Source organism: Flavobacterium buctense (assembly GCF_014486695.1).
GTDB lineage: Bacteria > Bacteroidota > Bacteroidia > Flavobacteriales > Flavobacteriaceae > Flavobacterium > Flavobacterium buctense.
In genome coordinates this window covers 35,320-48,301 of the sequence record NZ_JACTAB010000006.1, presented here as the reverse complement: position 1 = coordinate 48,301, position 12,982 = coordinate 35,320, and the positions used below count along the sequence as shown (strand labels likewise).

Here is a 12,982-nt window from a genome sequence, read left to right as displayed (position 1 = left end):
TTTTAGAAAAACTCGTTTAGTTATGATTAACTAGACGAGTTTTTTTTTACTTTTAGTCCAAATAAAAAAACATGATCACTTCAAAGGTAACTTCAAAAACGATTGCATTAGGAATAGTTAAAGGGGTTGGAATAATAGTATTGGCCGCCTTAGCCTTATACTTTTTATATCAAATTCAATCGGTAATTATCTATTTAGTTGTTGCTTTTATTTTAACCTTAATAGGGAATCCGATTTTGGACTTTTTTAAAAGAAAACTTAAGTTCAACCATATTTTTGCTACCATAGCCACATTGATCATTTTTGTCTTGCTCATTTTTGGTTTGATATCCATGTTTATTCCGCTAGTACTAGCACAAGGTGAAAATTTATCCCTTTTAAATACAACGGCTATTGAAAAAAGCTCTCTCGAATTATTCAATAAAATAGCTTTATACCTTGATAACCATGGCATAGATTCATCAAGACTTTTTAAAGAAGCCAACATCAGTTCCAGATTGAGTTTTAGTTTTATACCCGATTTGTTTAATTCCATTATAGGTACAGTTAGCAGCTTCGGAATTGGATTAGCCTCTGTCTTATTCATTACCTTTTTCTTTCTAAAAGACCGTTTGGTATTTATCATAAGCGCTAAAGATTTAATCCCCGAATCGCAAGAAGACAAAATCTTACATTCCTTGCACAAAATCAATCATTTATTGTCACGCTATTTTATCGGATTGTTACTGCAATTGCTAATTGTATTCATTTTATATCTGATTGTATTACTGATTTTCGGAGTAGAAAATGCCTTACTCATTGCTTTTTTATGTGCCGTATTAAATATTGTACCTTATATCGGACCGTTGGTAGCTTCTGTGGTTGCGGCGATTTTAACCATGCTCAGCAACTTAGGTGGAGATTTTCAAACAGAAATATTACCCCTAACCATATATGTAATGATTGGTTTTTGGATTGTTCAGTTAATCGACAATAATATTTCTTCCCCAATGATTTTCTCTAAAAGTGTAAGTTCCCATCCTTTGGAAATTTTCTTGGTGGTCTTGATAACCGGTTTCTTGTTTGGTATAGTTGGGATGATTATTGCCATACCCTTTTATACTATTCTCAAAGTTTTTGGCAAAGAATTCTTTCCGGATAATAAAATCATTAAGTTGTTAACCAAAAACATTTAGTATGGATTATTCCATATTGGCCGAAGAAGTTCAGCGTTTTATTGCCCATCATATTGACACTGATGTTAATCAATTGGCTTTACAAAAGAACAAGTTTTCAAAAGTAGACTATACTGCCATTCTCAATCAAATAGCGGCCAAACAAAAAGCAAAAACCAAATTACCTACTTGGTTTAATACAGAGAACATCATTTATCCTTCAAAAATTTCTGTAGAGCAAACCTCTTCTGAAAGAACTGCTGCTTACAAATCACAATTGGTTTCGGGTAAAAGTCTCATTGATTTAAGCGGTGGTTTTGGTGTGGATGATTTTTATTTTGCCCAAAAAGTTATGGAAGTTGCGCATTGTGAAATCAACCGTGAACTTTCTCAGCTTGTTCAACACAATTTTGATCAGCTCAAAGCGTCCAATATTCAATGCTTTTCCGGTGATAGTTATGAAATTCTGAAGAAAAACAACAAAAAGGCGGATTGGATTTATATCGACCCATCGCGAAGGAATGAGGCAAAAGGCAAAGTGTTTATGCTTAAAGATTGTTTGCCTAATGTGCCTGAAAATCTCGATTTCTATTATGGTTTTGCGCCAAACATCATGATAAAAACGGCTCCGTTACTAGACATAACCGCCGGATTGTCTGAATTAAAAAATGTAAAAGCCATTCACATTGTGGCGCTGGAAAATGAAGTCAAAGAATTGCTCTGGGTTTTGGAGAAAGAGTACCATGAATCAATTACAATATTTACGGTTAATCTCCTGAAAAACGAAACTGAAGCCTTTAGTTTTGAACTCAATGCCGAAAACCAAGCCCATTTCGGTTTACCTAAAAAATATTTATACGAACCTAACGCTGCCATCATGAAATCAGGCGTATTTGACATGATTTCCGGTCAATTTAAGATTGACAAACTGCACCAACATTCGCATTTGTATACTTCGGAAACCTTAATTGATTTTCCGGGACGTCGTTTTGAAATTCAGCAACGCATTGGCTATGCCAAAAATGAAATGAAACCCTTGCTCGAAAATCAAAAAGCCAATATCACCACTAGAAATTTTCCCGATTCAGTGGATGCTATTCGCAAAAAATGGAAAATCAAAGACGGTGGAAATTTGTATTGTTTTTTCACAACTGATATGAATAACAATAAAATAGTTTTACTTTGCAGCAAATTATCATAATTCCATGAAGAACCTATTTTTAGCTTTATTTTTACTTTTAAATTTTACGGCATTTGCCCAAAAACCTTGTGAGATTGACAATGACATTAAAGATAGTTTGGGTACTTATAAATCAACCAAACAACACATCATTTTTGAAAGAAATTTTGCCGGTAACTCGACAACCATTTTCTTTTCTTTGAATAATAACAATGGGATTCTAGGGCTTGAAACCCAAATTTTACAACGCAGTCAGGATTTTATCAAAGCCATTTGTTTCGATGCCAGTTCTAAAATATATTTACAGTTAAACAACAACAAAATTGTCACCTTACTTTATGCCGGTGCTGATACATGCGGGAACTTGTTGCGCGATGAAAGCAATAGTAATAACCGAATTACGAGTGGTACGTTCGTGTTTTCTAAAGAAAATTTTGAAGAGCTAAAAAAATCACCGGTAACGTTTATGAGGGTAAAATATGCCGGAGAAACTATTGATTATCCTTTCAGAACCGCTTTTGTTTCAGAATTGGATAAGAAGGTATACGAACCGGAAGGTTATTTTATTGATTTCTTAAAGTGTGTTGAAAATTAGTCTTCGCAACGCCATTTCTGATTAGATACTTTATCGGCCGAACTGTTGGTTAAATTGTAATGCCACCATTCTGAATCGAAAGATTTGAAGTTGTGTTGGAGCATGATTTCCTTTAAAAACTTTCGGTTTTCCAAAATATCTTTGGAGAGATTAGAGTAATTGTGACTTGCTTCTTCGCCAAAGAAATCAAACTTCGTTCCCATATTCAATTCAATTCCTAGCGAATCTACTAAAGTAATATCAACTGCGCCACCTTTGTTGTGAATCGACCCTTTTTTCGGGTTGGCTACATAAGTCGGATTGGGAACAATTTTCCACATTTGTTTCTGAATCGCTATCGGTCGATAACAATCGTATAATTTGATTTTATAGCCTTTGTCTAAAAATGCCTTGTTGGCTTCTAACAACGATTTTATGGTTTTCACTCGCAAAAAACATTCGCCACACGGATAAACCTTTTCTTTTAGAAAATTATCCGGCGTAGCGTATTTCATATCAAAGACAAAATCGTTGCTGTAATTTTTTAGGTTTACAAAAGCATAATCGTCGGTTTCTTTGTTGATGTCTAATAAAACCGGTGATTTTTTGGCATCGAGATAAGTTGACTTGCAAGAAACCAATACAATTACCATTAATAAAAAGGAAAAATTTTTCATCGGCTATAGCTCATCACTGGTAAACGTGGTAAAACTTCTTTTTTTATACGGACGGACAATTAATCGGCCTTCTCTATCAAACTTAATATAATTGTAAACCCAATTGGTAAAAACTACAGCTTTGTTTTTGAATCCGATTAAGGAGAACAAATGCACAAACATCCATACAAACCATGCAAACAAGCCGCTGAAATGATAATTGGGTAAATCAACTACGGCCAAATTTCTACCAATCGTCGCCATGGAACCTTTATCGTTGTATTCAAAAGGTTTCATGATTCTGCCACTGATTAATTGGACCAAATTGTCCCCCAACAATTTTCCTTGTTGCATTGCCGGTTGCGCCATCATAGGATGACCTTGTGGATATTCCTTGGTTTCCATCAAAGCGATATCGCCTATGGCAAATATAGTGTCGTATCCTTTCACCTGATTGAATTCGTTTACTCGAATGCGCTCTACTTTTTCAACTAAAGATTTAGCATCCAAACCTCTTATGGGTGCACCTTGTACTCCGGCAGTCCAAATCAACGTGGCCGTTTCAAAAGTTAAATCGGTATTGGTGGTAATGGTTCTTCCGTCGTAATTGGTAACCCGAACATTTTTCCAAACTTTTACCCCTAAGTTTAACAAGAATTTTTCAGCTTCTAAAGAAGATTTTTCACTCATCGTATTTAAAACCCTATCACCGCTTTGAATTAGGTTGATTTCCATTTTAGAAATGTCTAAATCGGGGTAGTCTTTTTGGAGAATGGCTTTTTTCATTTCGGCTAAAGCGCCCGCAAGCTCCACGCCTGTCGGTCCGGCACCAACTAAAACAAAATTGATTAACAAGTTTCTCTCCGCTTCTTCTTTTAACAAAACTGCCTGCTCGAAATTCTCCAAAATTAAACTGCGAATATTCAAAGATTGCGGAATGGTTTTCATTGACATTGCATTGCGTTCGATTTCTTTGTTGCCAAAATAATTGGTTTTAGAACCGGTGGCAATTACCAAATAATCATAGTGCAAATCGCCAATTTCAGATATGACTTTTTGCTCTTTGGTATCAATCTCTTTAACTGATGTTAACCGAAAATAAAAATCTTTGTATTCCTGAATCACTTTCCGAATCGGATAAGCAATAGAACCCGCTTCCAATCCGCCGGTCGCCACTTGGTATAATAAAGGTTGAAAAGTATGGTAATTGTGTTTGTCCAATAAAACGACTTGGACATTTTTGTTTCTGAGTTTTTTTGCCAAGGCTATACCGGCAAAACCACCACCTATAATGACTATTCGTGGTTTAGTTGACGCTGGAATATTCATAATTAACCTTCTGTAGAAAAGGCAACATCGCCTTTCCAATTCATAAAACCACCTTCTAAATTAAAGGTGTTCTCAAATCCCATTTGATTCATAATTTGACAAGCTTGAGCACTTCTGGCTCCTGCTTTGCAGTACACATAATAATTTTTAGACTTATCCAATTCATCTACTGCATAAATAAAACCCTGACCTTTATATATATCGATATTCATCGCTTTGGGAATAAAACCTTCGCTACACTCTTCCGGTGTTCTTACATCTAAAATTACAGCATTCTGATCTCTCTCTAATTGTGCTTTCCAATCTTGTTGTGATAAATTCATGTGATTCCGTTTTGAATAACAAATATACTTTATTTAAAGCGTTAAAATTCAATGCAAAACCCCAAATCTGAGAGACTTTTGACAATTTTAACAAAAAAATAACTAAACACTTGTATATACAAATATAAAATACTCTATATTTGTACCTACAAATATTACTATTGTAATTATGAGGATTGAAGAAGTTATAAAATCAACCGTTGCTTTAGAGGATGCTAAAAAAGTCATCCTTAACATTATGTTTACTCAAAATGTAATCAGTGATAAGTTTAATGAGATTTTAAAACCTTATGATTTATCGAGTGAACAATACAATGTTTTGAGAATTTTAAGAGGTCAAAAAGGAAATCCGGCCAATATGTGTGTCATCCAAGAACGCATGATTGCCAAAAACAGTAACACTACCCGATTAATTGACAAGTTATTGTTAAAAGATTTTGTCACAAGAGAAGTTTGCCCGGACAACCGAAGAAAAATTGAAGTACTGATCACAGAAAAAGGACTGGCCATTTTGACCGAATTGGATCCGAAAGTAAGCGAACACGAACAACTATTTGCGGCTAATTTGAGTAAAACTGAATTAGAACAATTGAATGTCTTGTTAGAAAAATACAGAAAAATAAATTAAATAAATAGCTATGAGTAATTTTATAAAAAATGCCAATTGGCGTTATGCCACCAAAAAATTTGACCCAACCAAAAAAGTGTCAAATGAAGATATAGAGTTTCTAAAAGAAGCCGTTCGTTTGAGCGCTTCATCCTACGGATTGCAACCTTACAAAGTTATTTTTGTTGAAAATCCTGAATTAAGAGCGCAATTACAACCGGTAGCTTGGGGACAAACTCAAATTGTTGACGCTTCCCATTTATTAGTTTTTGCCAACATCACTAATTTTGGCGAAACCCAAATTGACGCACACATCAACAATATTGCTGTAACGAGAGGTTTACCAACAGATGCTTTGAAAGGTTACGGCGATTTTATGAAATCTAAAATCACTTCCCTTTCAGAAGACAATAGAAATGTTTGGACCTCAAAACAAACCTACATCGCCTTGAGTAATTTATTAAATGCAGCAGCAGAATTAGGCATCGATGTTACGCCTATGGAAGGTTTTGAGCCTGAAAAGTTCAATGAAATTTTAGGTTTAACTGAACTAGGTTTAAACGCAACTTTAGTGGCCACTATTGGTTACCGTCATGCAGAAGATGATACTCAAAACTACGCAAAAGTGCGTAAATCAAACGAAGAATTATTTATCAATTTATAATCTATAACTAAAATTAATTTACAAATGAAAAATTTAAAAACAATTGCCATTGCAGTATTGGTAGCTTTCGGAACAACCGTTGCTACAGCACAAAACAAGAAAATTGACGCCGCTAAAAGTACTATCAACTGGGTTGGTAAAAAAGTAACCGGTGAACACAGCGGAACGGTTAACTTCCAAGAAGGAATGCTAATTTTCAAAGGAAAAAAAGTAGTTGGTGGTAATTTTACAGTTGACATGACTTCTTTAACAGCAACTGATTTAACCGGAGAATGGAAGCAAAAATTAGACGGCCACTTAAAAGCCGATGATTTCTTTGGTACTGACAAATTCAAAACGGCTACGCTTAAATTCACCACAATTGCCGATAAAGGAAATGGTCTTTACACTGTAACAGCCGATTTAACTATCAAAGGCATTACAAAACCGGTAACTTTTGACTTGACTGTAAAAGGAAACACTGCTACAACAGCTTTCAAAGTAGACAGAACAAAATACGACATCAAATATGGTTCAAAAAGCTTTTTTGATGTAGGTGACAAAGCCATCTATGACGATTTCGATTTGGCTATCAGCTTACAATTCTAATAAGGGAATCATTGTTATGAAATCAAAACCTCAAAATTTTTTTTGAGGTTTTTTTATTTTTATGTTTGAAAATTAAAAACACTTACCTACATTTGTTTCATACAAAAAGAAAATGAACAACATTTTAAACAATACTTGGTGGTGGAATAGTTTACGTCGAACGTCGTGAAATAGTCTGCTATGAGTATATTTTAAAATCTAAATATCCGAAAAGGCTTGTCATTCACGACAAGCCTTTTTTTTTATGCTAAAAATTGAACCATGAAAATCTATCAACTCCATACGAACTACAAACAAATCCTAGCCGACACCATTACGCCGGTGAGTATTTATTTGAAAATTAGAGACAAATTCCCCAACAGTATTTTACTCGAAAGTAGTGATTACCACACGGCCGATAACAGTTTTTCGTATATCTGTTGCAATCCTATCGCTTCCATCAAGTTGGAAAACAATAGCATTGTAAAATCATTTCCTGACGGGACTTTAGAAACAATCATTATTGACATTAATACTAATGTTCCTAAAGAAATCGAAGCATTTGCGGCGCAATTCCAACCCGAAAAGAACAATTTCAAATTCATCAACAACGGTTTGTTTGGCTATATCAGTTACGATGCGGTACAATATTTCGAAAAAATTGAGATTGCCAAAAAAACAAATGATTTAGCGATTCCCGAATTGTTCTATGCCGTTTACCAAAATATCATTGCCATCAATCATTTCAAAAACGAAGCCTATATCTTTTGTCACAGCATTGACAATACCAACAACATCAAGGAAATCGAGCAGTTATTGCAAACCAAAACTTTCGCGAGTTATAGTTTCACCAAAGAAGGAAGTCCAACCTCAAACTTAACCGATGCCGAATTCAAAACCAATGTGGCTTTAGCCAAAAAACACTGTCACCGCGGCGATGTCTTCCAATTGGTGTTGTCCCGAAGATTTTCTCAAGCGTTTAAAGGCGATGAATTCAATGTTTATAGGGCATTAAGAAACATCAATCCTTCACCCTATTTGTTCTTTTTTGACTACGGGAATTTCAAAATTTTTGGGTCTTCGCCCGAAGCGCAACTCGTTATCAAAAACAACCACGCCGAAATCCATCCGATTGCAGGAACTTTCAAACGAACCGGAAACGACGAGCAAGATGCCGATTTGGCCAAAAAACTATCCGAAGACGCCAAAGAAAACAGCGAGCACGTGATGTTGGTCGATTTAGCTCGAAATGATTTAAGTCGGAATTGTACCGAAGTCAAAGTCGAGAAATACAAAGAAGTCCAGTTCTTTTCCCACGTAATTCACCTAGTTTCCAAAGTCACCGGAAAACTTACAGGAAGTTCCATGAAATTGGTAGCGAATACGTTTCCGGCCGGTACTTTAAGCGGTGCTCCAAAACACAAAGCGATGCAGTTAATAGAAAGTATTGAGAATACGAACCGTACGTTTTATGGCGGCGCGATAGGTTTTATGGACTTTGAAGGCAACTTCAATCACGCCATTATGATTCGGACATTTTTATCTAAAAACCACCAATTGCATTACCAAGCCGGCGCCGGAATCGTTGAAAGTTCAACCGAAGAAAACGAAATGCAAGAAGTATACAATAAATTAAGAGCCTTGAATAATGCTTTGGAATTAGCAGAAACCATTTAACTTTACACCATCATGAAGATAGCCATTATCGACAACTACGACAGTTTTACTTATAATCTCGTTCATTATCTTGAAGATTTGAACGGAAAGGTAACTGTTTTTCGCAATGACGAATTGGAATTAGAAGAACTTGAATCTTTCGATAAAATTCTTCTGTCGCCTGGTCCCGGAATTCCCGACGAAGCCGGTTTATTGAAATTGATTATTGCCAAATATGCCGCAACCAAAAGCATTTTGGGTGTTTGTTTAGGCCAACAAGCCATCGGAGAAGTTTTTGGCGGAAGCCTGACTAACTTAGACAAAGTCTACCACGGCGTAGCCACCAAAGTAACCCAAACCGTAACCGACGAATCCCTTTTCTATGATTTGCCTGCCGAATTTGAAGTCGGGCGCTACCATTCTTGGGTAGTCAATGCCAATGATTTTCCCGAAACTTTAGAAGTAACTTCTACGGACGAAAACGGTGAAATCATGTCACTCCGACACAAAACCTTCGACGTCAAAGGCGTCCAATTCCATCCCGAAAGCGTGCTCACGCCTCACGGAAAAACCATTTTAAAAAACTGGCTTAACGCTTAGTTTGCTGTCTGCTCCACGTCGACGGTAAACTTTTACGCTGTCGAATCTCGGCAGTTCACTAAAACTAAGTATCATGAAAACTATTTTAAACCGATTAATCAATCACGAATCCCTAACCAAAGAAGAAGCCAAAACTGTTTTGGTCAACATCTCAACAGGGCAATACAATCCGAGTCAAATTGCGTCATTCCTAACGGTTTATATGATGCGAAACATCACTATCGAAGAGCTTTCCGGCTTTCGCGAAGCCCTATTAGAACTTTGCATCGCCATTGACTTTTCTGCCTACAACACCATCGATTTATGCGGAACTGGTGGCGATGGCAAAGACACTTTCAACATTTCAACCTTAGCTTCGTTTGTCACTGCCGGTGCCGGAATTCAGGTCGCCAAACACGGTAACTACGGCGTTTCGTCTATTTCGGGATCAAGTAATGTCATGGAAACCTTGGGCGTTAAATTCAGCAACTACAAAGGTTTTTTAACCAAATGCTTGGAAGAAGCCAATATCGCCATCCTTCACGCACCGTTATTCCATCCGGCGATGAAAAACGTTGGACCGATTCGGAAAGAATTGGGCGTAAAAACCTTCTTCAACATGCTCGGACCTATGGTGAATCCATCGTTTCCCAAGAACCAATTGGTAGGTGTTTTTAGTTTAGAATTGGCGCGTATGTATGCGTATTTGTACCAAAACACCACCGTTAACTATTCGATTCTTCACGCTTTAGACGGTTATGATGAGATTTCCTTAACCGCTGAGGCAAAAATCATTACCAAATCTTCAGAAAGCATCGTCAATGCGAATGATTTTAATCTATCCAAATTGGCTTTCGAAGACATCAAAGGCGGTACAACTATCGAAGAATCAGCTAATATCTTTATGAAAATCATTTCCGGAAAGGGTACCGAAGCACAGCAGCATGTGGTTTGTGCCAATGCTGCTATGGCAATCGCAACGGTTGAAAACAGTAGTCTCTTAGACGCTTTCGCGAAAGCCAAAGAAAGTTTACAATCCGGAAAAGCGTTAGAAAAATTACAAAAACTCCAACAAATCAGCCAAGCGTCATGAACCTACTAGATCAAATCATAGCAAGTAAAAAAAGAGAAGTAGCGTTGAAAAAGCGTGTGATTTCCATAAACCAATTGGAAAACAGCGATTTATTCAATGCTAAAACCCATTCGTTAAGCAAATCCATTATCAATTCGCCTTTCGGAATTATTGCCGAACACAAGCGTCGTTCGCCTTCTAAAGCCACTATTAATCACAGTTTGTCTGTAGAAGAAGTTGCAAATGGGTATCAAAACGCCGGTGCAAGTGGAATTTCAATATTGACGGATAGTCAGTATTTCGGTGGTTCGTTAGAAGATTTGATTATAGCGAAAGCTTCCCTAAACACGCCATTATTGCGCAAAGAATTCATCATCGATGAGTATCAAATTTTGGAAGCGAAAGCCAATGGTGCCGATGCTATCTTGCTGATTGCCGCGGTTTTGAGCAAAGAAGAAATCAAATCGCTTTCAGAGTTTGCTCATTCTATTGCTTTAGAAGTGCTATTGGAAGTACATAATCTCGAAGAATTAGAGCAAAGCATCATGCCAAGTCTTGACATTATTGGTGTGAACAATAGAAACCTAAAGACATTTGAAGTGAGTTTGCAGAATAGTATCGATTTGGTTACCCAAATCCCAACCGACTTTGTCAAAATATCCGAAAGTGGCTTAAATAAACCCGAAGGGATAGAATTGCTAAAAAGTCTCGGTTTTCAAGGCTTTCTAATCGGAGAAAACTTTATGAAAACGGATAATCCCGGAGCAGCATTGGAACAATTTATCAATCAATTGAAAGCCTAATGGAAACGAAAATCAAAATATGCGGCATGAAGTTTCCGGAAAACATTTCGGAAATAGCGGCTTTACAACCCGATTATTTGGGTTTTATTTTTTATGATAAATCGCCTAGAAATTTTGAAAATGCCATTCCCGAATTGGACAAGTCGATTCAGAAAGTCGGCGTTTTTGTCAATGCAACTTTTGAAGAGATTCAGGAAAAAATAACTACACACAAGTTGGATTCGGTGCAATTACACGGAGAAGAATCGCCCGAATTATGTCTTTTACTCCAGCAAAATAAACTTAAAGTAATCAAATCGTTTAATATAGATAACACTTTTAATTTTAATAGTTTAAATAATTATTTTAATTGTTGTAACTATTTCCTGTTTGATACTAAAGGAGCAAATTATGGTGGCAACGGTACCTCTTTCGATTGGCGCATTTTAGAACGGTATTATTTAAACAAGCCCTATTTTCTGAGTGGTGGCATTGGTCAAGAAAGTCTAAAAGATTTAAAAATATTTTTCCAAAAAGACTATGCGAAAAAATGCCTCGCCATCGACCTCAACAGCCAATTCGAAATCGAACCCGGACATAAAAACCCGGACACTTTAAAAACATTTATCCAAAACTTAAAACAACAGCTATGAACTCAACATACAACGTTAATGAAAAAGGCTTCTACGGCGACTTCGGAGGTGCTTTCATCCCCGAAATGCTTTATCCAAACGTAGAGAAATTGCGTGAACAGTATTTATCTATCACAGCGGAACAAAGCTTTCAAGACGAATTTAAAGCGCTTTTAAAGGATTATGTCGGGCGACCGACGCCGTTATACTATGCCAAGCGTCTTTCGGAGCAATTCAATGCTAAAATCTACCTTAAACGCGAAGACTTGTGTCATACCGGCGCACACAAAATCAACAACACCATCGGGCAAATCCTTTTAGCCAAGCGATTGGGCAAAACCAGAATCATAGCCGAAACCGGCGCAGGCCAACACGGCGTAGCTACCGCAACCGTTTGCGCGTTAATGGGTTTGCAGTGCATAGTGTATATGGGCGAAGTGGATATCGAACGCCAGGCGCCGAATGTCGCTCGTATGAAAATGCTCGGTGCCGAAGTTCGTCCGGCAAGTTCAGGCTCTAAAACCTTGAAAGACGCTACTAATGAAGCTATTCGCGATTGGATTAGCAATCCCGAAGACACGTTTTACATCATCGGCTCTGTGGTTGGGCCGCATCCTTATCCCGATATGGTGGCGCGGTTTCAAAGTGTGATTTCTGAGGAAATTAAAAGTCAGTTACTCCAAAAAGAAAACCGTGAAAATCCCGATTATGTTATTGCTTGTGTTGGTGGCGGAAGCAATGCTGCCGGTGCTTTCTATCATTTTTTAGACGAAGAAAACGTAAAACTCATTGCGGTTGAAGCGGCCGGAAAAGGAATCGATTCGGGTGAAAGCGCAGCAACTTCTGTTTTGGGAAAAATTGGTATTATTCACGGAAGCAAAACCCTTTTGATGCAAACCAACGACGGTCAAATCACCGAACCTTATTCTATTTCCGCGGGATTGGATTATCCCGGTGTTGGTCCGATGCATGCTAATTTGTATCAAACCCAAAGAGCGGAATTCATTGCGATTACCGATGATGATGCCATGCGTGCCGGAATCGAATTGGCCCAAACCGAAGGCATCATTCCGGCGATAGAAACTGCACACGCTTTTGCCGTTTTAAAGCATAAAAAGTTCGAGCCGAACGATGTTGTTGTCATCAATTTATCCGGTCGTGGCGATAAAGATTTGAACACTTACACTAACTATTTTAAACTGTAGAA

At 37.2% G+C, this 12,982-nt stretch carries 15 protein-coding genes; 12 read left to right on the top strand and 3 right to left on the bottom strand.

The features are described 5' to 3' along the window. Positions 1–71 precede the first annotated feature (71 nt). From ICG50_RS10135 to ICG50_RS10125, 3 genes are read left to right on the top strand one after another with little or no spacing between them, the layout of a single operon-like run. Entirely contained in the window at positions 72–1,175 is a 1,104-nt protein-coding gene (locus ICG50_RS10135; RefSeq protein WP_187660800.1) for an AI-2E family transporter, read from the top strand. Between the two features lies 1 nt (position 1,176). Beyond that, a complete protein-coding gene (locus ICG50_RS10130; RefSeq protein WP_187660799.1) occupies positions 1,177–2,355 on the top strand; it encodes a THUMP-like domain-containing protein in 1,179 nt (392 codons plus the stop codon). 4 nt (positions 2,356–2,359) lie between these two features. Next, the gene (locus ICG50_RS10125; RefSeq protein ID WP_187660798.1) at positions 2,360–2,929 is read left to right on the top strand and encodes a hypothetical protein; all 570 of its coding nucleotides are present in this window, start codon (positions 2,360–2,362) and stop codon (positions 2,927–2,929) included. Here the strand turns inward: ICG50_RS10125 and ICG50_RS10120 are convergent. Genes ICG50_RS10120 through ICG50_RS10110 form a run of 3 tightly spaced genes read right to left on the bottom strand, consistent with a single transcriptional unit; the run spans position 2,926 to position 5,216 of the window. Further along, on the bottom strand, positions 2,926–3,585 hold the full coding sequence (locus ICG50_RS10120; protein ID WP_187660797.1) for a M15 family metallopeptidase: 660 nt from the start codon (positions 3,583–3,585) through the stop codon (positions 2,926–2,928). The two genes, ICG50_RS10125 and ICG50_RS10120, sit on opposite strands and share 4 nt — an antisense overlap. Positions 3,586–3,588: 3 nt before the next feature. Beyond that, positions 3,589–4,893 carry an NAD(P)/FAD-dependent oxidoreductase gene (locus tag ICG50_RS10115; protein ID WP_187660796.1) on the bottom strand — a complete coding sequence of 435 codons (1,305 nt, stop codon included), beginning with the start codon at positions 4,891–4,893 and terminating at the stop codon, positions 3,589–3,591. 2 nt (positions 4,894–4,895) lie between these two features. Next, a complete protein-coding gene (locus ICG50_RS10110) occupies positions 4,896–5,216 on the bottom strand; it encodes a rhodanese-like domain-containing protein (RefSeq protein ID WP_187660795.1) in 321 nt (106 codons plus the stop codon). Between the two features lie 169 nt (positions 5,217–5,385). On the opposite strand from ICG50_RS10110, the gene ICG50_RS10105 reads away from it, so the two are divergent. The 9 genes from ICG50_RS10105 (at position 5,386) to trpB (ending at position 12,980) form a co-directional block, all read left to right on the top strand. Continuing rightward, positions 5,386–5,844 (top strand): MarR family winged helix-turn-helix transcriptional regulator, encoded by a 459-nt coding sequence (locus ICG50_RS10105; RefSeq protein ID WP_187660794.1) that lies wholly within the window; start codon positions 5,386–5,388, stop codon positions 5,842–5,844. A 10-nt stretch (positions 5,845–5,854) separates the two neighbouring features. Beyond that, entirely contained in the window at positions 5,855–6,487 is a 633-nt protein-coding gene (locus ICG50_RS10100) for an NAD(P)H-dependent oxidoreductase (RefSeq protein WP_187660793.1), read from the top strand. 24 nt (positions 6,488–6,511) lie between these two features. Beyond that, the gene (locus ICG50_RS10095; RefSeq protein WP_187660792.1) at positions 6,512–7,075 is read left to right on the top strand and encodes a YceI family protein; all 564 of its coding nucleotides are present in this window, start codon (positions 6,512–6,514) and stop codon (positions 7,073–7,075) included. 261 nt (positions 7,076–7,336) lie between these two features. Next, positions 7,337–8,731 carry an anthranilate synthase component I family protein gene (locus tag ICG50_RS10090; RefSeq protein WP_187660791.1) on the top strand — a complete coding sequence of 465 codons (1,395 nt, stop codon included), beginning with the start codon at positions 7,337–7,339 and terminating at the stop codon, positions 8,729–8,731. A gap of 9 nt (positions 8,732–8,740) precedes the next feature. Next, positions 8,741–9,310 carry a glutamine amidotransferase-related protein gene (locus tag ICG50_RS10085; RefSeq protein WP_187660889.1) on the top strand — a complete coding sequence of 190 codons (570 nt, stop codon included), beginning with the start codon at positions 8,741–8,743 and terminating at the stop codon, positions 9,308–9,310. Positions 9,311–9,383: 73 nt separating this feature from the next. Next, a complete protein-coding gene (gene trpD / locus ICG50_RS10080; protein WP_187660790.1) occupies positions 9,384–10,382 on the top strand; it encodes an anthranilate phosphoribosyltransferase in 999 nt (332 codons plus the stop codon). After that, the gene (trpC, locus tag ICG50_RS10075; protein WP_187660789.1) at positions 10,379–11,164 is read left to right on the top strand and encodes an indole-3-glycerol phosphate synthase TrpC; all 786 of its coding nucleotides are present in this window, start codon (positions 10,379–10,381) and stop codon (positions 11,162–11,164) included. Before trpD ends, trpC begins: the two co-directional genes overlap by 4 nt. Further along, a complete protein-coding gene (locus tag ICG50_RS10070; protein WP_246448736.1) occupies positions 11,164–11,796 on the top strand; it encodes a phosphoribosylanthranilate isomerase in 633 nt (210 codons plus the stop codon). Before trpC ends, ICG50_RS10070 begins: the two co-directional genes overlap by 1 nt. After that, entirely contained in the window at positions 11,793–12,980 is a 1,188-nt protein-coding gene (gene trpB, locus ICG50_RS10065) for a tryptophan synthase subunit beta (protein WP_187660788.1), read from the top strand. Before ICG50_RS10070 ends, trpB begins: the two co-directional genes overlap by 4 nt. Positions 12,981–12,982 lie beyond the last annotated feature (2 nt).